Source organism: Paenibacillus sp. VTT E-133280 (assembly GCF_002264385.1).
GTDB classification, from domain to species: domain Bacteria; phylum Bacillota; class Bacilli; order Paenibacillales; family Paenibacillaceae; genus Paenibacillus_AQ; species Paenibacillus_AQ nitricinens.
Genome location: NZ_NFUX01000035.1, coordinates 13,057 through 39,463 on the forward strand (window position 1 = coordinate 13,057; position 26,407 = coordinate 39,463).

Annotated in this window: 18 protein-coding genes; 11 read left to right on the plus strand and 7 right to left on the minus strand. The window is 44.1% G+C overall.

From position 1 onward, the window contains the following. Nucleotides 1-184: 184 nt before the first annotated feature. From CA600_RS16225 to modB, 3 genes are all read left to right on the plus strand, one after another. A complete protein-coding gene (locus CA600_RS16225; RefSeq protein ID WP_094871420.1) occupies nt 185-1,156 on the plus strand; it encodes a helix-turn-helix transcriptional regulator in 972 nt (323 codons plus the stop codon). Nucleotides 1,157-1,393: 237 nt separating this feature from the next. Next, nucleotides 1,394-2,182, plus strand: coding sequence for a molybdate ABC transporter substrate-binding protein (gene modA / locus CA600_RS16230; protein WP_094871421.1), 789 nt, complete (start codon nt 1,394-1,396; stop codon nt 2,180-2,182). Between the two features lie 34 nt (nt 2,183-2,216). Continuing rightward, entirely contained in the window at nt 2,217-2,879 is a 663-nt protein-coding gene (gene modB, locus CA600_RS16235; RefSeq protein ID WP_094871422.1) for a molybdate ABC transporter permease subunit, read from the plus strand. A gap of 416 nt (nt 2,880-3,295) precedes the next feature. On the opposite strand, the gene CA600_RS16240 is transcribed toward modB, so the two are convergent. From CA600_RS16240 to CA600_RS16255, 4 genes are all read right to left on the minus strand, one after another. Further along, nucleotides 3,296-4,267 (minus strand): substrate-binding domain-containing protein, encoded by a 972-nt coding sequence (locus tag CA600_RS16240; protein ID WP_094871423.1) that lies wholly within the window; start codon nt 4,265-4,267, stop codon nt 3,296-3,298. Between the two features lie 66 nt (nt 4,268-4,333). Then, complete coding sequence (locus tag CA600_RS16245) at nt 4,334-4,969, minus strand: polysaccharide deacetylase family protein (protein WP_256989877.1); 636 nt, start codon at nt 4,967-4,969, stop codon at nt 4,334-4,336. A gap of 166 nt (nt 4,970-5,135) precedes the next feature. Beyond that, nucleotides 5,136-5,759 carry a class F sortase gene (locus tag CA600_RS16250; RefSeq protein ID WP_094871425.1) on the minus strand — a complete coding sequence of 208 codons (624 nt, stop codon included), beginning with the start codon at nt 5,757-5,759 and terminating at the stop codon, nt 5,136-5,138. A gap of 42 nt (nt 5,760-5,801) precedes the next feature. Beyond that, entirely contained in the window at nt 5,802-6,110 is a 309-nt protein-coding gene (locus CA600_RS16255; RefSeq protein WP_256989878.1) for a hypothetical protein, read from the minus strand. Between the two features lie 190 nt (nt 6,111-6,300). Here CA600_RS16255 and CA600_RS16260 point away from each other — a divergent pair, with 190 nt between their 5' ends. Both CA600_RS16260 and CA600_RS16265 read left to right on the plus strand, forming a co-directional pair. After that, nucleotides 6,301-7,710: a deoxyguanosinetriphosphate triphosphohydrolase family protein gene (locus CA600_RS16260; protein WP_094871426.1), complete on the plus strand. Its 1,410-nt coding sequence runs from the start codon at nt 6,301-6,303 to the stop codon at nt 7,708-7,710. Between the two features lie 316 nt (nt 7,711-8,026). Next, nucleotides 8,027-12,823, plus strand: a complete 4,797-nt coding sequence (locus CA600_RS16265; protein ID WP_094871427.1) for a glycosyl hydrolase — start codon at nt 8,027-8,029, stop codon at nt 12,821-12,823. 131 nt (nt 12,824-12,954) lie between these two features. Here CA600_RS16265 and CA600_RS16270 read toward each other — a convergent pair whose 3' ends face one another. Together CA600_RS16270 and CA600_RS16275 are read right to left on the minus strand one after the other, a co-directional pair. Then, nucleotides 12,955-13,188: a GrpB family protein gene (locus tag CA600_RS16270; protein WP_256989879.1), complete on the minus strand. Its 234-nt coding sequence runs from the start codon at nt 13,186-13,188 to the stop codon at nt 12,955-12,957. 78 nt (nt 13,189-13,266) lie between these two features. After that, complete coding sequence (locus CA600_RS16275; protein ID WP_094871428.1) at nt 13,267-14,223, minus strand: D-2-hydroxyacid dehydrogenase; 957 nt, start codon at nt 14,221-14,223, stop codon at nt 13,267-13,269. Nucleotides 14,224-14,311: 88 nt separating this feature from the next. On the opposite strand from CA600_RS16275, the gene thpR reads away from it, so the two are divergent. From thpR to CA600_RS16290, 3 genes are all read left to right on the plus strand, one after another. Then, complete coding sequence (gene thpR / locus CA600_RS16280; protein WP_094871429.1) at nt 14,312-14,914, plus strand: RNA 2',3'-cyclic phosphodiesterase; 603 nt, start codon at nt 14,312-14,314, stop codon at nt 14,912-14,914. A 77-nt stretch (nt 14,915-14,991) separates the two neighbouring features. Beyond that, nucleotides 14,992-15,882, plus strand: a complete 891-nt coding sequence (locus CA600_RS16285) for a cell wall hydrolase (protein WP_094871430.1) — start codon at nt 14,992-14,994, stop codon at nt 15,880-15,882. Between the two features lie 74 nt (nt 15,883-15,956). After that, entirely contained in the window at nt 15,957-16,640 is a 684-nt protein-coding gene (locus CA600_RS16290; protein ID WP_094871431.1) for a metal-dependent hydrolase, read from the plus strand. A 139-nt stretch (nt 16,641-16,779) separates the two neighbouring features. Here CA600_RS16290 and CA600_RS16295 read toward each other — a convergent pair whose 3' ends face one another. Continuing rightward, on the minus strand, nt 16,780-17,967 hold the full coding sequence (locus CA600_RS16295; protein WP_094871432.1) for an MGDG synthase family glycosyltransferase: 1,188 nt from the start codon (nt 17,965-17,967) through the stop codon (nt 16,780-16,782). Between the two features lie 268 nt (nt 17,968-18,235). On the opposite strand from CA600_RS16295, the gene CA600_RS16300 reads away from it, so the two are divergent. From CA600_RS16300 to gltB, 3 genes are all read left to right on the plus strand, one after another. Then, the gene (locus CA600_RS16300) at nt 18,236-18,811 is read left to right on the plus strand and encodes a TetR/AcrR family transcriptional regulator (RefSeq protein WP_094871433.1); all 576 of its coding nucleotides are present in this window, start codon (nt 18,236-18,238) and stop codon (nt 18,809-18,811) included. A 204-nt stretch (nt 18,812-19,015) separates the two neighbouring features. Beyond that, entirely contained in the window at nt 19,016-21,370 is a 2,355-nt protein-coding gene (locus CA600_RS16305) for a YhgE/Pip domain-containing protein (RefSeq protein WP_094871434.1), read from the plus strand. A 366-nt stretch (nt 21,371-21,736) separates the two neighbouring features. Then, nucleotides 21,737-26,332 carry a glutamate synthase large subunit gene (gltB, locus tag CA600_RS16310; RefSeq protein WP_094871435.1) on the plus strand — a complete coding sequence of 1,532 codons (4,596 nt, stop codon included), beginning with the start codon at nt 21,737-21,739 and terminating at the stop codon, nt 26,330-26,332. Nucleotides 26,333-26,407 lie beyond the last annotated feature (75 nt).

Here is a 26,407-nt window from a genome sequence, read left to right on the forward strand (position 1 = left end):
ACGAGGATGCATATAAGCGAAAAAAGACCTATACATAAATTGGATTTTTCAGCGGATTCGGCGGAAAATTATAAGAAGAATTGTAATATAAAATGTGGTAACATAGTAAAAAAGTTCTATCACAATTTTACTTTTTTTCATAAAATAATGGGTCTATTTAACCATAAATCAAGGGGAACTGAATATGACAGACCGATTAATCCGACTGATGCGCATTATTACACTTGTTCAAGCCAAGCCAGGGATATTAGCCCGTGAATTGGCGGAACGCTGCGGCAACAGCGAGAGAACGATTTACCGGGATATGGACGCGCTTAGTGCCATGCATATTCCCATAACCCACCTGGGGCATGGAAAAGGTTATGCTTTTATTGGAAATTTTGCACTCTATCCCTTGGATTGGTCGGAAGAAGAAGCAAACGCATTTTCGCAATTACGCTATATTATGGAAGATATAAAACCAGCATTACCCATAGATTTTGAAAGCGCGTATGAAAAAATAGTCGCAGCTGAATATAAACGTAAGGCAGAGAGAGAAGAATCAATAGAACGTGCAAGAAGAGAAGTAGGGGTGGGGTGGGCAGAAAGAACAAGAAACAGTTCACATATGGAACAACACTCATTTCTTACTCCGATCCTGGAGGCTTTATTAAAACAAAAGAGTATTCTAGCGAATTATAGTGAGAATGCATTAGAAGAGAAAGGGATCACCATTGATCCTTATTGTCTGGTCCCGCTGGAAAGTCGTTTTCATCTCATTGGATTTTGTCATCGTCAGGGTGTTATTCGTACATATCATATCAACGATTTTTCTAATGTGAAGCCATTAAATCGTTTTTTTTCGAAGGAAGCGTTTGATGTGCAAGCCTTTATGAAGCAGAAATGGTCACTAGATAGGGATAGTTTACAGGTAGAATTTAAAGTGAAATTCTCGGAACGGGTAATGGAAGGAATTAAGAAGGACGAATTACCTTTTAGGCCAAGTAAAGTGGATCGTCAATCTAGATGTTTTCACTTTAAAGTTGCAGTGGAACAAGATATAGGATTTGTCCGCTGGATTAAGAGATTCGAAGAGGAAGCGGAAATCATTGAACCGTACTATTATCGTGAAGTAATCAGGCAGCAGTTGGAAAAATGGAGCTCGCACTATAAGTAGTGACACGCTCATTTGACCTTCGTTCAATTCGAAAGATGGGGTGCTTGTGCAACCATTTAAATGGTTGCCGGAGGCATCCTTTTTTTGCGAGTAAGTCGAAGATGTACTCATTTCTAACTATCTAATTATAACAATATATAACTAAACATATCTAAACACAACTCAATCTATAGAAAATCGAAAAAACGTATGCTAGAATAGCATCTACATATATATGTGAAAATGGGAGGAATGGAAATGTCTAAGAAATGGTCAATCAGAATCTTTGGTGTATTAGCAATTTTTTTGGTTGTGAATTTATCTGCGGGCGCAGTGGTGGAGGTAGAGGCAGCCGCCAAGAAGACAGAAATTATAGTATCCGCTGCAGCCAGCTTGCAAGATAGCTTAGATAAAATGGCGCTTCTCTATGAGAAGAAACATCCCGATATTGATTTAGTCTTTAATTATGCTGCATCTGGCACATTACAGAAGCAGATTGAGCAAGGTGCTCCGGCTGATCTGTTCTTCTCTGCAGGGGATAAACAGATGAATGCGTTAGTGGATGCTGGACTGATCTCTGACCATAAGGTTCTGCTTAAGAATCAGTTGGTTCTTGTCGTACCTTCGAATTCAAAAGCTTCATTAAATACGATCACTCAACTTACGGATAAATCCTTTAAGAAGGTAGCGGTAGGGCAGCCTGAATCTGTGCCCGCTGGCCAATATGCTCAGCAATCGTTAACTGCGAAGAAGGTATGGGATACGCTGCAAAACAAACTTGTATTTGCGAAGGATGTACGTCAGGTTCTGTCCTACGTCGAAACGGGGAATGTCGATGCAGGCTTTGTATATAAGACAGATGCGTTGACTTCAAAAAAGACGAAGATCGCCCTTACTGTTGGCCCGCATGTCCACAAAGCCATTAATTATCCGGCGGGTATCGTGAAGGATTCGAAGAATCAGAAGGAAGCCAAGGAACTGTACAGTTATCTTCAGAGTAAGGAAGCTAGTGATATTTTTGCAAGCTATGGCTTCTTGCTTCCTTAATAAGAGATCATAAGTAGAAGCGGGGTGGTTAAGGATGGAAATAAACTGGACTGATTTCTTCGCCCCGGTATGGCTTTCCGTAAAAATATCAGTACTTACCAGCATCATTGTTTTTATTCTGGCAACGGCTGCAGCCAAGGCTATGGCGGGTCGTAAATTCCCTGGTTATAGCTTGGTCGAGACTGTAATGCTGCTTCCACTTGTGTTGCCGCCGACAGTTGTCGGATTTGTGCTGTTGGTCGTCTTAGGTCGCCGCAGCTGGATTGGCAGATGGTATGAACAGATGACGGAGCATACGATCCTTTTCACATGGGGGGCTGCGGTTATCGCCGCGGTTGTCGTCGCTTTTCCTCTCGTTTATCGCACAGTGAAGGCGGGCTTTGAAGGCGTGGAACCGGATCTTGAGGATGCGGCGCGTGCGCAGGGAGCAAGCGAGTTGCAAGTACTTCGTTATGTCACATTGCCCCTTGCAGGCCGTTCACTCGCTGCAGGGTACGTTCTCGGCTTTGCTCGTGGTTTAGGAGAGTTCGGCGCTACGATCATGGTTGCCGGGAATATTCCTGGCCGCACGCAGACAGTGCCTACAGCGATCTATGTTGCGGTAGATGGCGGCAACATGACTCTTGCTTGGATGTGGGTGTGCTCTATTATTGTTATGTCTGCTGTAATGTTGATGTTTGTGAACCGGCGTACTTAAAAACACCAGCCAGTGATTCTCCGAGGAATGGAGAAACGTTGGCTGGTGTTTTTTGTAAATCGCTATTTTTAGTATGAATCTTCAGCAGAAGCTCGTCAGCGCAGATCTATAGCACAAATATTGAAGAACCTTTGAGATAATTGCATTCTGTACACTTATTTCGGATGAAAAAGGGATTATTTAGATTTTAACTGTATTCTATACAACTAAAAACTAGAAAAATCCCGTATAGGGGAGAAATCAAGTGAAATAGGTGTACTAAATACAGTTATATCTATTTTGCGAGTTATTAGCAGGATTGTAGTTGTACGAAATACAACTAAATGTTCCTCCGCCGCATGCTCCGCACTGCTCGACGCACTGCACCAACGCAGATTTCGATTGCTCGCTATACAGTTAAGTAAGTCAGCGACTCATCAGGTCTCATAAATAATCATCCCGGTTTGCGTGAGATCATATCCGTGAATGGACCCAAGCTCACTTTGAAAGGCTGGCGAGCGTAAAATATCAATCACGGTGGCGATCCATTGCTCATGCTCCGGTTTCTTAAGCATCACTAGATCGTAAGACTCCTGAATCAAGGGAATGAAATCAATGCCATCGACAATCTTAGCAGCTTTTTCGGTACCAATGGCCACATCAGCTTCGCCTCTTGCGACTTTACCCGCGACCGCTAAATGGCTATTCTCCTCCTGCTCATATCCAGATAGGCTTGCAGCAGGAATGCCGTGCAATCGGAGTTGTTCATCCAATAACACACGTGCACCAGCGCCTCGTTCTCTATTAATCAGTTTAAGTCCATCCTGTTGTAAATGAGACCATTCATGGAGACCTCTAGGATTCCCCTTTTGAACATACAATCCTGCACTTCGGGTCAACAGACGGACTACAACATAAGAGAACCCCACAAGTATTTTACGGATATAGGGAAGGTTATATTCTCCAGTATCCCCGTCGAGCAGATGCGTACTGACGATGTCCGATTCGCCCTGATACATGGCAATCAGACTATCTAGACTGCCAGCGTAAGAACGAAGAGGGCGCTCAGTGGGCAAACAACGCTCCAAATAGGTCGCTAGAATATCGAGTGACATATCCTGACCTGTAATCACAAGGCTGTGTCCTGTAGCTTTACTATTAAATTGGCCAGAATGTGTGGCAGCTTGTGTTAGATTTGCTCCAGCAAAAGTGAGCGGCGATGTCGATAGGGTCATTCCATTTCGAGCATTCTGTTTGTAGGCTTCTAAATCGGATTGATCCACACGCATCTGTTTTCCTACACGGTAGGAGGGAAGCTCCCCTTTTTTAATCAGATCATATACTTTTAATTTCGAGATCTTCAGTAAACGGGCAATTTCCTCAGTCGTATAGGATGTGTTATCAGACATGACAAAAGCCTCCAGAACTTCATAATAGGACAAGACTACCTTATTTTGAAGTCCTGTGCAATTAGGCTACTGTGGTTTACCAGCTTGCTGTGTATTGGATAATTTGATTAATTCTGAAACGGTGACAAATCGAAAACCTTGCTTTTCTAATTCCGGCAAAATAATTTTGAGCGCTTCTCTGGTTTGAGATTGTCCATGCACATGATCATGAAACAGGACGATATCACCATTATGTGCATTTCGAATAACCTTGTTCGCGATACTCTGCACGCCAGGGCGATTCCAGTCACGAGTATCTTGATGCCAGGACCATAAAATTGGCTTTAGGCCCATATTATTTGAAGTATCAACTAGCGTCTCGTCATACATGCCACCCGGGGGTCTGAACAAAGCGCTATGCTTTCCAGAAACCTTGATGATTTCTTCTTCGGTTAAATTAAGCTCCCGCTCAAACTGGGCTTTATTAATAGGTTTTCTAAAATAAACGTGATTGTAGGTATGGTTAGCTAATTCATGTCCTTCGGAAATGACTCGTTTCGCCACATCTGGATACGCTGCAATTCTTTTTCCTATGGCAAAGAAGGTGCATTTCGCATGATATTGACTCAATACCTTTAATATTTGATCGGTTTCAGAAGGGTCGGGACCGTCATCAAACGTTAATGCAATCACTTTTTGGTTAGTATGTACTTCCCAAATCATGTCTCCTCTTTTTTCGTAGTAGTCGCGGTTCTTGCTCGGGCTACCTAGCGCGGAGTTCGTGAAGCATAACAAGAGAGAGAGGGTAGTCATCATAATTTTGCTGCTAGTTTTCATGAATTCACCTGTTTTTTTTATTTTAGAATGCTCCTTTGGAGGGTCAAAATATTCATAGTTTCAGTTTTGTAAAGACAATCAGTCTTTTTTCATGTTCTTTCTTCTTTCTGCTATATCTCCCTGTACAAGTAATAAGATTCATTCTGGCTTCAGTAGACTTACCGAAGATTCGTTCCAAGGGTGCTTCAGCAGTGGTGAAGATTTCTACAGACTCTACACTATAAGTTAGTTTTCGCCCGTCCGCATTGGATACCGTAATTTCATCACCGTGCTTAAGCTTTTTGAGGTTGAAAAAAATAGCTGGACCTATATAACTATCCACATGCCCGTCTAAAATCACATTTCCCTTAGCGCCTGGCAATATTCCTGGATACAGAATTCCTGCAATATTGCTGTCCTTAGGGACGTCCATTTGTCCATCTGGAAGCAACGTAACGGTCTCTATTTTGGCGCTTACTTTAATAGCTGGAATGCTAAGCTGAGTAGGCAGGATAGGTTTGGGTAATGATGGTTTAATATCGATCTTTTGAATGGCTTTAGTAGGCGTTATCGTTTCTTGCTGCTGTATTTGTAGTGACTTCGTTTCTGGTCTGCTTTCCTGCGAATGTGAGTCAGTACAACTGACAGTAGTTAGAGTGATGAAGGTTAAGATTAATGAAGAGATCCATTTTTTCATGTTTAAGAAAAGAAAGAGGGGATTTCCCCTCTTTCATCCTCCCTATTCAGTTTGTTCGCTAGCACCGCCATGGCCTGTTTTTGGCATTTTTGTTGCTTTCATCTGAATGCTCTTAGTGTTAATGCTTTTAGCCTTCATGCTCTTTGCATGAATTCCTTTAGTGGAGTGGCTCTTCATATGCATTTTCTTTTCATGCATTTTATGTTCTTTTTCTTTTTTCATTTTCTCAGCATGCATCATTTTTTTCTCATGTTTCGTTTCGACTGGTGCAGCAGAAGCGGAAGCCGCAGAAGCAACGGATAGCATTAAGCAAGTGGATAAAAGAGCTACGGACAATTTCTTCATAATCATTTAGTGGATTCCTCCTAGATGTTTTTTCCCTACGAAGATTAATATCTCCATTTCAGTGGCTTTTAGATTGGTGGATTGCTTCCATTGCAGTTTGGGATTGGTATAGCATTTTGTATTTTGATGTGAAAATTGTTATGAAAATGCCTTATAATGAAATTCAATATATAGACAATTGGTTAGGGGTGGGAATATGACACTTATTGAAAAAAGAGAACACCGGCAATATCCGGAAATTACCCGCCTAGAAACGTCGAGAGCTGCTTATGAGCGTGATTATTCTCGCTTGATCCATTCGCCTACTTTTCGTAGGCTGCAAGGCAAATCTCAAGTGTTCGGGGCTGGCACGGGTGATTATTACCGGACGCGTCTAACTCATTCACTTGAAGTCGCTCAGATTGCTCGTGAGGCAGCGAAAAGTCTGCTTAGATCTTATCCAGAGGTAGAGACAAGTAAAGCGGAGAACCCAGGACTTGTAATTGATCCGGAGGTCGTAGAATGCGCGGCTATTGCTCATGATTTTGGTCATCCTCCATTTGGGCATAAAGGGGAAGAGGTACTGGATAACATTCTGGACCAGCTTATTGAAAAGAAGACGAATGAGGCTGCCCTGCAATCTGGAGCAACAGGTCCAGATAGGCTGCTCATTCATGAGCAGATGAAGCAGCGCTATGAGCACTTTGAAGGAAATGCTCATAATTATCGGCTGATTATGTTTCTGGAGAAGCGGGAGAATATTGATGGCTTAAATCTGTCGGATGCTGTGCTTCTCGGAATTAATAAATATCCGTTTCCTGGTACCTCACTGAAGAAGGGGATGTACCTTCACGAATGGGCATATATTTCGGAGATTCGCAAAGAGTGGGGAATTCCAGCAGGTAAGAAAACGTTGGAAGCTCAGCTAATGGACCTTTGCGACGATATCGCTTATTCTGCACATGATTTGGAGGATGGAATTAAGGCTGGAAAGATTGAAGTGCATGAACACTTCATGCATGATTCCTATATTCAGCGGCTGATCGTAGAGAAAATTACAACGTTAGAGGATTTCTTCTGGAAGGGTTGGGAGGAGGACGGGATTCGTGCTAAGGTAGAAGAGGTGCTTAGTTCATTTCTTCGAGTATGGATGGAAAAGATGCCAACCTGTGAGAACGACTATTCCAGAACTCGGCGTGAAGTTAAGGCTTATTGGGTCAGCACCTTTGTCGCAAGTCTTGGGGTGATTCCTGATGGAGACTGGAAGAAGGTCACCTTTATAAAGGAAGGAAAAGAAGATGAGGATATGCTGCGGACCGTAAGTGTGCTAAAAAGCTTCGCTTGGGTCACGATGATTCGTGATTTACGAGTACAGCGGCTTCAGAAACGTAGTGAATGGATTCTGCGCCGTCTATGGGGAGCTTTTCTTGATCCGCAGACATCCAAAGCCATTATTCCATCGGACTGGCTGCAACGCTTCGAGAAGGATCAGAAACAAGCAAATCCTATTTGGACGTGGGAACATATGGTGATTGATTATATCGCAGGGATGACGGATGCCTTTGCGGAGAAAATATACAATGAGCTATACGGGTTGAAAGTCGGATCGATTTATGACTTGGATTAGATAAAAGAGAAGATTAAATTAAGGCCAGCCTCCATTTCATTGGAACTGGCCTTTTTTTTGTTTTTATAGAACAGGAAATATTTTGTTAGTATTTTGTTATTGTTTATTCGAATATATTTATGCTTATAAACCTTGAAATTCAGTGCTTTTTCTAAAAAGATTGCTATTTATTAAAATAAGTTATTGTTACTATAATATATTGATGCTAATATAATAACTAAATTGTTATTGGGAATAAATGGGGAGGTTGATAAAGGAGTCGAATCTTCTACTTGAGTAATAATGAAAACCTTTACAAAACGGGAGGGTAAAACAAATGAAGAGGTTCAAAAAAAGCTTTGCTCTATTTCTTACAGCAGTAATGCTCGTTACAATGGCTGTGCCTGCGCTAGCTAACGGAAAAACAAATGAAAACCTCAAGGCCCACTGGGCTGGAGAAAGTTTAGAGAAGTGGCAGGGTAATGGTGTTATTCAAGGTTATCCGGACGGCTCTTTTAAGCCGGATCATAAAGTAACGCGTGCTGAGCTTGTAAGTATTATTAATAAGCTATTTGGATTTAGCACTCTTTCGGAAATGTCATTCTCGGACGTACCCGCTAAAGCCTGGTATGCAAGCGCTTTATCTATAGCGAAGCAAGCTGGCTATTACAAAGGTTTTCCTGATAATAAAGCGAAAGCGGATACTGAAGTAACTCGTCAGGATGCTGCAACATTAATTGCTTCTGTTTTTTCACTAGAGCCTGACACTAAAGCGAGTATCTTTACAGACCAAGCATCCATCAGCGCTTACGCTAAAGGGGCTACCCTAGCATTGAGTGGAATTCTATCCGGTTATCCAGATGGTACATTTCGTCCGAGCGACCCAATTACAAGGGCAGAGGTAGTCACTATCGTTGACAGATTGGTTAGCGGCTACTACAACACAGCCGGTACATTCACTGGGGGAGATATCCAAGGGAATGTTGTCATTAACCAGAGTGGGGTTGAACTAAAGAATATAGCTGCATCAGGCAACCTTTATCTTACCTCCGGTATTGGTAATGGTGAGGGTTTCTTGGAGAATGTAACTGTACAAGGAAATGTACTTATATCTGGTGGTGGTGAGCATTCGATTCATTTAAAAAATTCTGAATTGGCTGCTGTAAAAGTGAATCGTCCTGAAGGAAAAGTTCGGGTCGTTATAGAGGGCCGTACGATCATCACTCAACTGTCTATTGATAGTGCTTCTATTATAGAAGTAGGCTCAGGTTCTACAATCGATCAGCTTGTGATTGGTAACGGTGCAACGGGAACGTTGATTACAACAAAAGGTACCATTAGCAAACTTGTAGTAAGTGCTTCCTCTGTAGTCTTAAATGGAGTGACTTTAGTAGCAGGAACATACACTGTGAGGGATGGAGTTCTTGTAGAACAGGGAACAAGCACACCGGCGCCTGGGGGCTCAGGTGGTACTAGTGTAGAGCCTGCAGCAACGCCAGTACCGACGGCTACTCCGGAACCTACAGCAACAGCTGCTCCAACGGCAACACCGGAAGCTGGTGTTCATATCGTTGACGTAGATGCATCGGCTGCTACCAAATCGTTATTTGCTTATCTGGATAGCATGAGCGGTAAACAAGTGATGTTCGGTCATCAGCATGATACTACCGTCTCTTTTGCCGGAAAGGATAAGAACGAAAATGTTATTTCTGACGTATACAGCTCCACTGGTGATTATCCCGGGGTTTTTGGTTGGGACACTCTTAGTTTAGATGGATATGAGAATCCTCCTGGCGTTAGCGGAGATTATGAAGCGAGTAGGTTGGGGTTATCAGCTGCCATGAAGCAGGCTCATGATTTGGGGGGTATTGTAACGCTAAGTACACATCCGTACAATTTTGTTACGGGGGGAAGCTTTAATGATACAGGCAATTCCAAAGGAGCAACGCACTCCGTAGTATCACGTATTTTGCCGGGCGGAGATAGGAATGGAGAGTTTAATAAATATCTGGATCGCATCTCTGATTTTGCGAACAATCTTAAGGATGACGATGGAAACCTGATTCCAGTGCTGTTCCGTCCTTTCCACGAACAAAATGGAGGTTGGTTCTGGTGGGGTGCGGCTACAACGACAAAGAGTGAATACGCGGAACTGTACAGATATACAGTTGAATATCTACGTGATGTTAAAGGCGTTCATAACTTCCTTTATGTATTCTCACCAAACGGATCTTTTAATGGAAATGAAAGTGAATATTTAACGACTTATCCGGGTGATTCATTTGTTGATATTCTTGGAATGGATCAGTATGACAACAAGGAGAATGCCGGTTCGGAGGCTTTCCTGAGTGGTCTTGTTAAAGACCTTAAAATGATTTCTCAGCTTGCTCAAGACAAAGGTAAGATTGTTACCCTATCTGAGTATGGTTATAGTGCTGCTGGTATGAAAACAACAGGCAATAATGAGCTGGAATGGTTTACTAAAGTATTGAATGCGATCAAGGCGGACCCTGATGCGGCAAAAATATCATATATGCTGACTTGGGCGAACTTTGGTGAAGGTAACAATCTGTATGTTCCTTATAAGAATGTTCCTAACAAAGCAGATCATGAGTTGCTTCCTGATTTTGTGAATTTCTATAAAGATGATTTCACGGCTTTTGCGAGCGATGTGAAAGAAGATAATAAGTACAATCTCGAGGTTGAAGTGGCAGGAAAGAAACCTTTCCTCCACATCGTAACTCCGAATAATATCAGTACAATAACAGATGCTGTAACCGTCATTCGGGCCAAAGTATTAAATGCAGTGCCTAGCAAAGTGACTTATACTGTGGGTGATTCTGGAGTGGAGGTGGAAATGACGCTAGGTGCGGACGGTTACTATAGCGCTTCCTGGCAGCCAGAAGCTGGTCTGAATGGCAGTTCAGAAGAGATTACAGTAAAAGCATATGGAACTGGAGAATCTACACTTACGCAAACTAATTCAGTGTTCTTAAAAATCAGCGAAGCGCCGATAAAGGTACTCACTTTTGATACAGATAAGGATCTGGAGCAAATTCAAAATAATGGTACTTGGTCAGGGCTCGCCAATAACGCAGAGACGATCAAGACGGTCTTGCAGCATGCGTCACTAGATGCTGACGGTAAGCTTGTTATTAACATTACTGAAGGGCTGTCTGCTGAGGATACTTGGCAGGAACTGAAGCTGCAATTGAATGATCTTGCACTGGATGGGGTGGATCTGTCTCAAGTTACACGTGTGAAGTTCTCCGTGTTAATTCCGGAGGCTGCTCAGAATGAGGCTAACAATGCTGCGGTACGCAGTGTGATTCAGCTGCCGCCAGATTGGGATACAAAGTATGGCATGGACTCATCCTATAAATCTTTGTCCGACCTTGAGAAAGTTAACATGGGTGGATCACAATATTATAAATTTGATGTTTCGGTTGATCTGGATAATGCTGCTAAATCAGCCGAAGCCGCTGGTCTAGCGATATCCCTGGTTGGCAGTGGTTTGGAAGTGGAAGGTGAATTGCCGATCTATGTAGATAATATCGGTCTTTATAATACGTATACTGCACCTGTTGCTGACAAAGCACTGGTAGATAATTATGAATCTTATGGCTCAAGTGATGAAGCGCTGGTAGCCAAATATCCTAAGGCTGGCGGAGATGATGTGAACGTATCTTTAAGCTCCGAGCATAAGGCATCCGGGGATTACGGAATGAAACTGCACTATACGATTAATAATGCAGGTTATACCGGAGTAGGTAAAAGTCTGGGTTCGCTGGACTGGTCCGACTATAATGCACTCAGTATGTGGGTAGCTTCCGATGGAGACAACGCTTATGCTGAGAAAGGTGAGCCGCTTAAGCTAGTGGTGCAGCTTGTCATTGATGGTGGATATTTCGAAGCTTATCCGGTCATTAATCCAGACAAGAACGGTAAAATAATATTAAGTTTGAAGAATTTGACGGAGATGAGCTGGGGAAAAGCGGGAGAGCTTACACAGGAAAGATTGAAGCAGGTTCAGAGCTTCAATTTGTATGTGAATGCGATGGACGGACATAGCCACGAAGGTTCGCTCTACTTTGACGATATTCAAGCGGTCTATGACGGGACACTTCCGGATATGTCGGGAGAAGAAAATGGAGGTTCGCAGGGACATGCGCCTGGCGTGTTATACGCCTTCACTACCTCATCTGATATTACAGGGTGGGCTACAACAAGCGGTTCGTCCGCTAACGCTCAACCTCCAGCATTTGATGCCAATGAAGAAGCGGCAAGTGTACAATTTGATTTGATTAATACCGGCAATGATGCAAATGGCAGCTCCAAAGAATCCTTTGAACTCGCTATTAATCCTGAGAAGCTGAATATTACAGGGCTCGATACGATCAGCGCTAAGGTTAGGCTCTCGAGTGGTGCGGCTAAAGCGCGTCTATTCATCAAGACAGGTGCGGACTGGAAATGGAGCGACAGCGGCGATCCTGTGCCTATAGATTCTAAGGGCTATACGACCTTATCTATTTCACTGCCGACTGCAGCAGCAGGCTTGGGCGTAGATTTGGCTGCTGTAAAGACGATTGGGATTAAAATTGAGGATGTTTCCAATGATGGAGGAACTGCGAAGCTTTACTTGAAGGAAGTATCTCTGGAGAAAGCTGTCCCGGATGTTCACTTTGGCTTCGAGACGGGTAACGACGGTTGGTCTATTAATTCTGGTACAGCCACAGTATCTTCTGATGTATATGCTGAAGGTAATCAATCTTTGAAGCTTGATTTCGCATGGAATGGAGAAGATAAAGATCCTTTTATAGCAGCAACAAAAGTAGCTGCACTTGATCTGAGCTTATTCTCCAAGCTTACTGCTAAAGTTAGAATACTCTCTGACCATCCTGATGTCCAAGCCAAGCTGTTTCTTCAATTAGGGGGTTATGCAGTATGGGTCGATTCGGGTGCGAAGATAGCTGCTCAGGATGGATTCACGGAGTTCACGATTGATCTTAGCAACAATTCCAATCTATCGCCTGATAATTTGAAAAAAGTGGATGCCATTGGCATTCAGTTTGTTACACCTTCTACGGGTGGAACCGCTACAGCTTATATTGACGAAATCATAGCTTCTAATTAAGAGCGCTGCGATCCAGGTGTGAAATAAGGGTCCCTGCATGTCCATTAGGATTGTCTAATGGACATGCAGGGACTATTTTGTATGATCAGTTTATAGTTAATGATTTGAATACCATTCAAGCGCTGCTCTTTCTAGTTCAGTGACAAATGCTTCTTTCCCATCCATATAGGCTTCAATGTCCTTCGGATATTTCGTTCAACAGGCATCATATCAATGATTGGTTTAGCTTTTAGCCCAGGAACAGAAGTGCTGCCAATATGGTGAATATCAATAAGTGCATCAGCGAAGATCTCTTTAATCTTACGAGATTCTTCTTGGAAAATAAGATTCCATTCCTCATTGTATTGTGTGACAGTAACATCCATTTCGCTAACCTCTCTTTATGTTTGATTCCTGGATTTTTTTATTATAGAACAAGTGTTCTTAATAATCAAATGCTAAATTTAATATTGGCGGGCGTAATCAACGAGATTTAGGGATGGAGTGCCAGTAGATAAATAGGAATTTATATTTTCGGTAAAAATATTTACGATTCGATTAGCGTATTGATCGGTTATGCCAGCAGAATGAGGAGTGATGACTACCTGCTCCATAGTCCAAAGCGGATGATCCTGCGGGAGGGGTTCGGTTTCGAAAACATCCAATCCCGCACCACGAAGCTGACCGCGATTCAGTGCATGGATTAGAGCCTCAGTATCAGTAGTCGCTCCACGTCCAACGTTAATGTAATAGGAACCTTGTTTAAAGGCAGAAAAGATTGGAGTGTTAAATAATTGCTTAGTTTCATCGGTGATAGGGAGTATATTGATGATGAAGTCGCCTTGGCTCACAGCTTCTGGCAGATGGTCAGTGGTATATACTTGATCAAAATCAGCGAGTGGCTTGCCTGAGCGACTTACTCCGATCGTCTTCATCCGGAATGCTTTAGCTATTCTGGCAGTTTCGCTGCCGATGGCTCCAGTTCCAACAATAACGGCTGTTTTTCCGAACAATTCACTCTCACTTCCGTCAGAATTCCAGTAACGGTTCATCTGATTGCGAACGGCTGTGTGCAAATTACGTGTGAAGAGAAGCATGAAACCAAAAATTACCGCAGAAATAGGCTCGGCATGCACTCCGCTCCCACTAGTCAATAGGATTCCACGTTCCTTAAAACGCTCTAACGGGAGTTTCTCAATTCCAGCTGACCAGGATTGGACCCAGCGAAGGGGCGAATCTGGACGAAGAAGCGTATCGGCGATGCCTTTAGCCCAGCCGATTACGATTTCAGCATCAGCTAGCAGCTGTAAATCCGGATTTTTGCCGTCACCTTGTGTGAATGTATAACCGGGGGCTGCTGCTTTAATCCTTTCTTGTTGTTCGGCTGTAAGTGGTTGTAAACATACTATGGACTTAGTCATGATGTATTCCTCCTGCTATAAGGTTTGATGAAAATGGATAATGTTATAGGATAAGGATACCAAATCTATAGGAGAAGGTGAAATTGATATGGATGCTAACGTGTCGGATAAAGATTCAGAACGATTATTTATTGCTGTGAAATTACCTTCAGAACTTCAACAAGTTGTGGCAGAAGAGTGCTCTAACCTATCACATAAGTTTCATTTTGCAAAATGGACTCATCCAGAGGATTATCATATTACCCTGCAATTTTTAGGAGATACCCCAAAGACGAAAATCCCGGATTTAATCAGGTCATTGAAGCAGATGTCAGAGCAATGCCGCCCCTTCAAACTATCCTTAGATAAATGGAATACATTTGGTCTACCGAAGGCTCCAAAAGTTTTATGGGTAGGGGTTTCCGGCGAATTAGAAGAGCTGAATTTACTGGCTGCGAGAGTACACGCTGCGACACTTCCTTTAGGTTTTTCGGCCGAATCCAGGGAGTACAAACCACATCTCACAGTGGCTCGAAAGTACCTTGGAAAAATTTCATTTGATGATAAATTGCTGGAAAACTTACTGAAATTGGATGATGAAAAAAGATCGAAAATCTTTCATAGAGACTGGACGATTGATAGTTTTGTGTTGTATGCTACCAGAATGTATGCCATTCCTATGTATGAAATGATTGAAAATATTACATTTTAAATTCGGTATTTAAGTTTTCAAAGCTTCCGTTTTCGGTTACATACAATAGGAATGTGCCGTGAAATAGGAGGAATATCATGTTAATCTTTAAACAAAACCGCTGTATCGCGTTGCTTGTTGGCGTTATACTAGTGTGTTTCTCTGCCATAAGCTTAATGCAGCCTAATCAGGTTGCCGAGGGGAAAATAGATAGTGTGCAGATGGATAAGCTGCAATCCACCAGCCGAGCATCGGTAATTAATTATTTGCAAGAAGAATCAAAATCTAGTAAGACGAGGGGCACTACAAAAGTTTCACAAACGAATAAGCTTTACAACACAGTTAATCTGTTCAGTTCCACTTGGAAACCAGAGCAGAGTGTAGAATGGCTTAGTAAGAATAAAATAAAGCCACAAAATACATCGCAGGCTTCCATAGTTCGGGTAAAGGCTGATGTAGCACAATCTAATTCAGCTGCGCAGAAAGCGACAGCGAAAAAGAGCGCTCAGACTGTAGTTAAGACAGTCTCGGCATCTCAGAAAAATCCCCTCACAACATTATACTTCTCTCGGACCGAGCTATTAAGCCAGGAGCAGCAAAGTAAAGCAACCCGGCGCTACGCAGTATCCGAAGAAGAACTGCTTCTGCTACAAAAGATTGTAATGGCAGAGGCGGAAGGTGAACCGTACCAGGGCAAGGTGGCAGTTGCCAACGTTGTTCTGAATAGGCTGCGGTCAGCCAATTTCCCCGACACGATATATAAGGTCATTTATCAAAAGCATCAATTCAGTCCTGTAGCTAACGGGCGTCTTAAACGTGTCAAACCTAATGATGATAGTATTAAAGCGGTGAACGCAGCGCTCTCTGGCGTGAAGGAAGTTCCTGATAATACTTATTTTTTCCTATCACTTAAGCTTGCGCAGGATCTTACCGTACATCATTCGCAGGAGTATGTGAAGACCATTGGTAATCATACGTTTTATAAATAATTGACCTATTCTGTGAACCTCAGCTATTTATAGGGTAAACTAGACTATATAACCCTGGAGGTGGAAGAATTGTCATGAAGATCACTTATTACGGACACTCAGCGCTGCTGGTAGAAACAGAGCAAGCGAAAGTTATTATTGACCCTTTTTTGTCAGGAAATCCGAACTCCGGTATTTCACCTGATGACATTACTGTAGATGCTGTCCTGCTGACTCACGGTCACTCGGATCATTTAGGTGATGCTGTGCAAATTGCCAAACAGAATGATTGTCCGATCTTTGCTGTTTTTGAGCTTGCAGAATACTGCCGAATGAAGGGTGCCAAGGTAAAACATATGAATATAGGCGGCAGTCATATTTATGATGCCATTACCGTTAAATATACTCAGGCGTTTCATTCCTCATCGATTCAGGAAGGCGACGTTTGGATTTATGCTGGACAGCCCGCAGGTATTTTATTGACGATTGAGGGGAAGACGTTATTCCATGCAGGCGATACCGCACTATTCAGCGATCTGCGTCTGATTGGTGAAAGAACTGCGATTGATTTGGCGGCTCTGCCAATTGGCGATATGCTGACCATGGGACCGGATGATGCGCTCCTTGCTGCGCGCTGGCTTCAAGTGGACAAGGTCATCCCACTTCATTACAATACATTTCCGGATATTGCCCAAGATGCTAAGGATTTCTGTGCTCGTCTGCGACAAGAGGGGATAGAGGGGTTCCCGCTTAAAGCTGGTGAAAGTATAGAGATTTAATAAATCCCGATCACATGTTTACACAAAAAAGTAGATAGCCGGGGATTTTCCCGGCTATCTACTTTTCTTTACATATAATTGGGGCCTCACAAAGTACCTGATTACGTATCGAAGAAAAGCTCCGCTTCGTGGGGATGTTTTATGGTGTAATGCACACAGCCTCTTCGCCTCGGGCTTGAGATCTTGCTCCTCTAATATCAGCTGTTTTGTCTGCGGGGTTGCCTAACATCTGCAGAACGGTAGTCGCGCAACTTTGCGGTTGATGTTTATCAGGGGCAAGACGGCGTTTACGCTGCTCTTCGAGAACAGAATACTCACGGAGCATCATAGAGAACCATTTGTTTACTACCTCACAGTCAAGTACCTCTGCTAGTCCAAGCTCTACGAAATATTGGCAGTTTTTCTCTTCCTGACCTGGAATAGCTTTATAGAAGAGCATTGGAATTCCTTTAGCCTGACCTTCGGTACAGGTCATACCGCCAGGCTTTGTGATTAGAAGGTCGGAAGCATCCATCAGTTTATTGATTTCACTGGTGTATCCAAGAATCCTGACGTTAGGATGATTAAGTCTTGGATTGGACTTCATTTTGGCTATAAGCTTCTCGTTACTGCCCATACAGAAGATGAGCTGGATGTTATCCATTCTGGCTGTGAGTGAATTCATAATCTCTTTGCCGAACATCAGTCCCCAGCCTCCACCCATTATAAGAACAGTAGGGATATCGGCTAGACCTAGTTCCTTACGGAGCAGCGTCTTGTTGGATCGTTCCCAGAACTTCGGATGCACAGGAATGCCGGTGACCGTTACAAGCTCAGGAGCAATCCCTCGGCCTGTTAGAATTGATTTGACGCGTGGGGTAGAGACGAGATATCGATTGACCTCGGAATTTACCCAGCTACCATGTGCATCATAATCTGTAATTAACGTATACAGCGGAACCTCCAATCCACGACGTTTTAGTCTGGAAATGACAGCAGCCGGAATGGGATGTGTGCAAATAATCAAATCAGGTTTTAGCTGTTCGATCACTTGAGAGGCATGTGTATAAAAAATCCGGTGAAGTGCCATCTTAGTCAACGGGTTCAATGATTTATGATATTGTGTCTTATACATCATGCCGACCAGCTTAGGCTGGCTGCTAACTGTTTTTCGGTAAGCGGAAAGAATCCATGGGGCGACCATCGGGTTAAGAAATTTACCTAGCTCGATGACTCGGCACTGGACATCCGGATTCAGCAGCTTTATTCCTTCGGCCAGAGCATAGGCTGCTCCTGTGTGGCCCGTACCGAAGCCTTCCGAAAACAGCAGTACTCTTTTCTTTCGCATAAGTTCACCTGCTACTTTCCTTTTCAATAGAAATGCGGAATTTCTTCTTAATATAGATGAGGGAAAACTGTTCTCTAATCACATTATACAAATAAGACGTAAATAGAAAGTTAAAACCCTGCAATAAATAAAAAAATAAAAGATTTTCTAAAGTATTGCAAACTGCAAGGCTTCATGTTAAAGTAATGAATGACCAATTGACCGGATTAGTAAAGTGGTCAGATAGTCAGCGGTAATGATATTTTCTGGAGAAAGGAAGTGAGCACAGGTGGCAGTGGTGGATCGAAGACAGCAGGTGCTTCAGGCCGCAGCAAAATCTTTTTCATTATTCGGCTATAAGGCGACTACCATGGATCAGGTTGCTAAGATCGCAAATGTTGGGAAAGGAACCATCTACACCTTTTTTACAAACAAAGAGCAATTGTTTGATGAGATCCTGCGCGATATGATGGTAGAAATGAAGATGATTGCTGATCGCGAGATCAGGCGAGACAGACCTTTCTTTGATAACCTGCATCGTGTGCTGGATGCCCTGCTGGAATTTCGAAGTGAGCAGGAGCTATTCATCAAGCTTTCCCAGGAGAGTCGCGAATTCGGAACGCCGCAGGCAGGAGAAGGGCTCGAGAAGATCGAGAACTTAGTTTTAGAATATTTAGAACGGGAGGTGCAACAAGCGCTCCAAAAGGGAGAAATCAAACCTTGCGATCCTAAAATCGTATCTGTAGTCATGTTCAGGCTATATATTGTATTGACTGCTGAACTGAATAAAACACATACTCCCTTGGACAAGGAACAGATCAAGATGTACTTTCATTTGTTTCTCGCCGAAGGATTGGCACAGTAAGCGTTGATTCAGGGTAGGGATGGCGTGATCAGATTCGCTTTCCCTTAACAATTTCCAAGCTGTTATAGGCATTGAAGAAGAGCCGAGAGGCGTTTTTTTATCCCCTGAATTGACCGAATGGGGAAAGTGGTCACCTAGTGTTACGTAATATTTCGCAAACAAAGCATTTTAAAGAGAGCATAAGCTCATAAGGAGAGAACCAGAATGAAATCATTATCCGTATTTACCAAGGATCTTGGCGCAGCACTGAGAAATCCAAAGGTGCTGATTCCGATGATTGCCATCCTATTTATTCCGGTGATGTATAGCGGATTCTTCCTAAAGGCATTCTGGGATCCGTATGGCAAGATGAATGAGTTACCGGTTGCTGTGGTCAACCAAGACGTCGGTGCTAATTATGAAGGAAAACAACTTCAGGCCGGAGATGATCTGGTTGAAGAGCTTAAGGTAACCGATGGCTTTCAATGGAACTTTGTTTCACTAGAAGAAGCGCAAGCAGGAATGAAGGACAATACCTATTATATGTCGATTATTGTTCCAGAAGACTTCTCTGCTAAAGCAACAACGCTTTTGGATGATGAACCACAACCGGCAAAAATTATTTATGAGCCAAATGAAGGCTACAACTTCCTGGCCGGTCAAATCGGCGGAACGGCTGTAGCAGAAATTAAATCTAAAGTATCCGCTAAGGTAACTGAGGCTTATGTGGATTCTGTATTCAATCAGATTACTGATGTATCTAAAGGACTTGGCGAAGCGGGAGATGGAGCTAGCAAGATCGCTGATGGTGCAGGTAAGCTGGATGACGGCGCACTGAAGCTGAAAGAGAATCTTCTTGTACTGACTGAAGGTACGGGCAAGCTTCAAAATGGTTTAGAACCACTGACTAAAGGTGTGACTGATTTAAATTCAGGTGCTACCGCAATTCAAACGGGTTCTAGCACTTTGGCAGGCGGTTTGCAACAATTGTCGGCTGCTCATACACAGCTTCAAGATGGCGTTGCACAAAGCGCTGCCGGCAGTAAACAGCTTAGTGATGGCTTGAAGCAAGCTGTAACAGGTGCCACACAGCTTCAAGCAGGTACGAAGTCTGCTGTGGATGGTACTGCTAAACTACAAGCAGGAACACAATCTTTAGTCGACGGCAGCGCGAAGCTGGAAGCAGGTTTGACCTCTTCCGTTGATGGCAGCGCGAAGCTGGAAGCAGGCTTGCAGGCTTCCGCAGAAGGTAGCACAAAGGTTACTGAGGGTGCTAAAGCGGTCGCTCAAGGTTTGCAGCAATTGGCACAGGCTAGTCCTGAGCTGGCACAAAATCCAGCCGTACAGAAGCTCCTGGCAGCTAGTGCAGCTGTTGCACAAGGCAGTGAACAACTGCAACAAAGCCAACAACAGTTAGCCCAAGGAGCAAGCGCACTTCACAGTGGGCAAGAGCAGCTTGCACAAGGTGCAACTCAGCTGCATGCTGGTTCACAGCAGGTTTCTGCTGGAGTAACCCAGTTGCATGATGGAGCACAGCAATTAAATGCTGGTAGCACTCAGCTCTTGGCAGGACAACAAAAATTGGCACAAGGTTCGTCAGCCCTTGTAACGGGTGGCGATAAGCTACAAGCAGGTATGAAACAGTTCGGCGCGAAGCTTAGTGAAGCAGCAGCTGGAGGTAACAAACTTGCTGAGGGTGGTAAAGCACTCGGAGATGGTACATCGAAATTACTCAGTGGTGTTGGTGAACTAGGTAGCGGCATTGGTGCTGTAGCTGATGGTTCCAAACAATTGGCTAATGGAGCAGGCGAGCTGAAGAATGGGATGGATGATCTGAAATCTGGATCCACAGAACTTGCAACTAAGCTTGGTGAAGCTGCTGAACAAACAGGCAGCGTGAATAAGTCAGATAAAATGATGGAAATGTTCGCACAACCGGTTGTGGTTGAGGATCAGGTTGTAAATCATGTACCGAACTACGGCACAGGGTTTGCTCCTTACTTCTTATCTCTTGGGTTGTTCGTAGGTGCTCTGATTTCTACGATTGTTATTCCAATGCGTGAATCAGCTGTAATTGGCGCAAGCCGTTTGAATCGTTTTATCAGCCGTACGCTTACGTTCTCAATCATGAGCTTTATCCAGTCTATGCTGGCTGCTGTGGTTGTATTGTACGGACTTGGACTAGAAGTACAAAGTGTACCGCTATTCTTCCTGTTTACATTCTTGACTAGTCTAGTTTACACATGGGTAGTACAATCCATTGTTACTTGGCTGGATCAACCGGGACGTTTTGTTGTTATCGTTATTCTTATTTTCCAATTAACAACTAGTGCTGGAACATTCCCACTTGAATTGATCCCGAACTGGATGAAATTCTTTAACCCACTGCTTCCTATGACTTACACAGTTAGTGGTTTTAAATCAGTAATTTCTACAGGGGACTTCAGTGCAATGTGGAGTGATGTAGGTGTGCTTGCAATCTTCGGTCTTGGATTCCTTGCTCTTACTTTCGCTTACTTCATGACCCGCAGTCGGGACAATGAAGCTGGAATGAAAAGTGAACAGGCTCTGACTGTATAATTTGAAAAAAAAAGTAATTTAAAAGCGTCTCCTCAGGGAGACGCTTTTTTTGAGTTCAAATCATAGAACCCTTTTTCTTGCAAACATTCAAGGGCAATGAAAATTCTTGAAACGCTTTCATTGCATAAGTTCTTATGCGTCAATTATGCATAATTATACACGTATGAGTTTTTTTAAACTTTTGTCCACTAAAGCTGTGTCGCAAAAAGAAATGTTAATCAGCATCATAAAAAAGTTTAAATTGCGCTGTTGTCACCTCGGTGATAAAATAATAGCACTAATCTGGCTTTGAATAATTATTAAAATTTTAATCTGAAAAATTTTCCAAAGATTACGCCATACTTTATAATAGAAAGGTTGCGTTCGATGAGACACACTGAACTGCCCGGAAAACAGGGCCTGTATGATCCCCAGTTCGAAAAAGATGCTTGCGGCATGGGATTTGTAGCCCATATTAAAGGCAAACCGTCCCATGATATTGTTAGTAACGCTTTAACAATGCTCTTTAATATGGAGCATCGTGGCGGACAAGGTAGCGAACCCAACTCTGGTGACGGAGCAGGTATCATGCTTCAAATTCCGCACCGTTTCTTTGCTAGTGAAGCCCAGAAGCTTGGCTTTGCTTTGCCGGAACAAGGCCATTATGGCGTAGGCATGATTTTTCTATCTCAAAACGAGAAAGTTCGGGCTCAGCATGAGGCTCTTTTAAGCAAAATTATTGCTGAAGAAGGTCAGGAAGTACTCGGCTATCGTGATGTACCTACTTATGATGAAATGCTAGGCAAAACAGCGAAGGCTGCAAAGCCTTTTGTGCGCCAAGTGTTTATCGGTCGCTCGGCCTCGGTTACGAGCGAATTGTCTTTTGAGCGTAAGCTTTATGTCATTCGCAAACGTGCAGAACTTGCGATTCGCTACGGTGGTGTAGAAGAGGCTGAAGCCTTCTATATCCCAAGCTTGTCATGTCGTAAGATCGTGTACAAAGGCATGCTGACTACAGAACAAGTCGGACAATTCTACCTGGATTTGCAGAACGAAGAGCTGGAATCAGCAATCGCGTTAGTTCACTCCCGTTTCAGTACGAATACCTTCCCAAGCTGGGAACGTGCGCATCCCTACCGCTTTATGATCCACAATGGTGAGATTAATACCTTGCGCGGAAATGTGAACTGGATGCATGCTCGCCAGTCGCTGTTTAAGAGTGAAGTGTTCGGCGAAGATCTGAGCAAGATCAAACCTGTTATAAACCCGGATGGATCGGACACTGCAATGTTCGATAATACCTTTGAGTTTCTTTATTTGAGCGGACGCTCCTTGACGCAGGTAGCCATGATGATGGTCCCTGAACCATGGAGCAATCATGACAGTATGGACGCCGACAAGAAAGCTTTTTACGAATATCACAGCACTTTGATGGAGCCATGGGACGGACCTGCTGCAATGGGCTTTACAGATGGTGTGCAAATCGGCGCTATTTTGGACCGTAACGGCTTGCGGCCTGCTCGTTATTATGTAACAAAGGACGACATGATTATTCTATCCTCCGAAGCGGGTGTACTGGACATTCCAGCAGAGGACATCTTATATAAAGACCGCCTGAAGCCTGGACGCATGCTGCTCGTGGATACGAAGGAAGGCCGCATTATCTCCGATGAGGAAGTTAAATCGGCTATCGCCACCGAGAAGCCTTACCGTCAGTGGCTGGATGAGCATTTGATTAGTCTCGAAGAGCTTCCAGATGCGCCTGAGCTACCCAATCCTAAGCATGACAATGTGCAGCAGCTGCAGCAAGCGTTCGGCTATACTTTTGAGGATTTGCGCAAGGTGCTTGAGCCAATGGCATCTACTGGCGCTGAAGCTGTAGGTTCCATGGGGTATGATGCGCCGCTCGCTGTGCTTTCTGACCGTCCGCAGCGTCTATATAACTATTTCAAACAAATGTTTGCTCAAGTTACGAATCCGCCAATCGATGCGATTCGCGAAGAGCTGGTTACCTCTACTACGACTACGATTGGACCAGAGCGTAACTTGCTTAAACCAGAACCAGAAAGCTGTCGCCAAATCTCGCTGCACACACCGATTCTTTCGAATGAAGACTTTGCTAAAATTCGTCATGTTCGTCGAGCAGGCTTCAAGTCGATGTCTATTCCGATTCTTTTCCCGGCTGAGCTCGGAGCAGAAGGAATGCGTATCGCGCTTGAGCGTATGAACGAGGCTGCGGATCGCGTTATGGCTAAAGGTCATAACATTCTGATTCTGACGGACCGCGGTGTGGACCGTGAGAATGCTGCGATTCCTGCTCTACTTGCGGTATCGAGCTTGCATCACCATCTGATCCGGCAGGGAACACGGACAAAAGTTAGTATTTTACTTGAATCCGGTGAACCTCGTGAAGTCCATCATTATGCACTTCTGCTTGGTTATGGTGTGAGTGCAGTCAATCCGTATCTGGCCTTTGAAAGCTTGGATGATATGATCGGCCAAGGCTTACTGCGGGGAATCTCGCATGAGAAGGCTGTGAAGAACTATATTAAAGCTGCGACTAAGAGCGTAGTTAAGATTCTTTCCAAAATGGGGATTTCTACTATTCAATCCTACCGGGGCGCGCAGATCTTTGAAGCTGTGGGTCTGAACTCGGAGTTCGTGGATCGTTACTTTACTTGGACACCTTCCCGCATTGGCGGTATTAGTCTGGAGGAAGTAGCAACCGAGGCACTTATCCATCATAACCGTGCTTTCACTGAAAAAGACGGAAATGATAAAGTGCTTGATTCCGGTGGTGATTATCAATGGCGAAACGATGGGGAAGATCATTTGTTCAACCCGCAGACCATTCATCTGCTTCAGCACTCTGTGCGTAGTGGAGATTATAAAATGTACAAGAAATATGCTGCACTGGTTCAAGGTGAAAGTGAGAAGCATCAGACAATTCGTTCTTTATTGCAGTTCAAGTCAGCATATGAACCGATTCCTTTAGAAGAAGTAGAACCCGTAGCGTCCATTATGAAACGGTTCAAGACGGGTGCGATGTCCTTTGGTTCCATTAGTAAGGAAGCGCATGAGACCCTCGCTATTGCAATGAACCGGATCGGTGGTAAGAGTAATACTGGTGAGGGTGGAGAAGATCCGGCCCGCTATATCCCGGACAGCAACGGCGATTCCCGTCGCAGTGCGATTAAACAAGTAGCTTCCGGACGTTTTGGAGTTACATCTAACTACCTTGTTAACGCTGATGAGATCCAGATTAAGATGGCTCAGGGTGCTAAACCAGGGGAAGGCGGACAGCTTCCAGGACGTAAAGTTTACCCATGGGTGGCTGAAGTACGCGGTTCAACAGCGGGTGTGGGCTTGATTTCACCTCCGCCGCATCATGATATTTATTCGATTGAGGATTTGGCAGAGCTGATCTATGATCTGAAGAATGCCAATCCACGTGCAAACATTAATGTTAAGCTCGTCTCTGAAGTCGGTGTAGGTACGATTGCTGCTGGCGTAGCCAAAGGGCGTGCTGATATTATCCTGGTAAGTGGCTATGACGGGGGGACAGGTGCATCTCCAATGAACTCCATTCGTCATGCAGGTCTTCCATGGGAACTTGGCTTGGCTGAAACGCATCAGACGTTGATGCTGAACAATCTGCGTGACCGCGTTGTACTGGAAACAGACGGAAAAATGCTTAGCGGACGCGATCTAGCCGTAGCTGTATTACTGGGTGCTGAAGAGTATGGCTTCGCTACTGCTCCGTTAGTAGCTGTGGGTTGTATCATGATGCGTGTCTGCCAAATGGATACATGTCCGGTTGGCGTGGCAACACAAAATCCAGATCTTCGTAAGAACTTTACGGGTGATCCTCAGCATGTAGTTAACTTTATGACCTTTGTGGCACAGGATTTACGCGAAATTATGGCGAGTCTTGGCTTCCGTACGATTGAAGAGATGGTTGGCCGTACAGATTGCTTAGACGCTGCTCAAGCTTCGCAGCATTGGAAGAAGAAGGGCGTAGATTTGAGTAGTCTGCTGCATGTACCGGAAATGCCAGAGGGAAGCACACGCTTCTGCAGTAAACGTCAGAATCATGGTCTGGAAGAGACGCTTGATGTCTCTAAACTGCTGGATCTGGCTGCACCTGCACTGGAATCTGGAACGGCTGTAGAAGCATCGTTACCGATTACGAACGTTAATCGTGCCGTTGGAACCATCCTTGGCAGCGAGCTGACACGTAAATACGGGGCAGCCGGCTTGCCTGATGATACGATTCGTCTTCATTTCACCGGTTCTGCTGGTCAAAGCTTGGGTGCATTCGTACCTAAGGGGATCACACTTACGGTGGAAGGCGATTCCAATGACTACGTTGGTAAGGGACTGTCGGGTGGTAAGATTATTATCAAACCCTCTCCAAAAGCTACCTTTGCAGCTGAGGACAATATCATTATCGGAAATACTGCATTCTACGGAGCAACAGCTGGAGAAGCTTATATCAACGGTATCGCCGGTGAACGCTTTGCCGTTCGAAATTCTGGAGCGAAGGTTGTTGTAGAAGGTGTGGGTGACCACGGTTGTGAATACATGACCGGAGGCCGTGTGGTGGTTCTTGGTGAAACAGGCCGTAACTTTGCGGCAGGGATGTCAGGTGGTATCGCTTATGTTTACGATTCAGAGAGATCCTTCATCGGCCGCTGCAATCTCGAAATGGTCTTGCTCGAGAGAGTGGAAGAGCCAGAAGAGATCGAAGAGCTGCGCGAGCTGATTAGCCGTCATGTAGAGCTTACAGGCAGTGAGGCGGGAGCGCGGGTATTGGATCACTGGGCAGATAGCTTGCCGAAGTTTGTTCGGGTCATTCCGAAGGATTACAAACGGATGATGGAGCAGATTCGCAAAGTGGAGCAAACCGGATTGACCGGCGAGGCTGCTTTGATGGCTGCATTTGAAGCGAATATGCGCGAGCTTGCACGTGTAGGTGGCTAAATACCTGCATTCTGAAAAAACGGGTAATATTGAATGAAGTAATATAAGGGACTTGGACTCTTTCGTTTGCGGGAG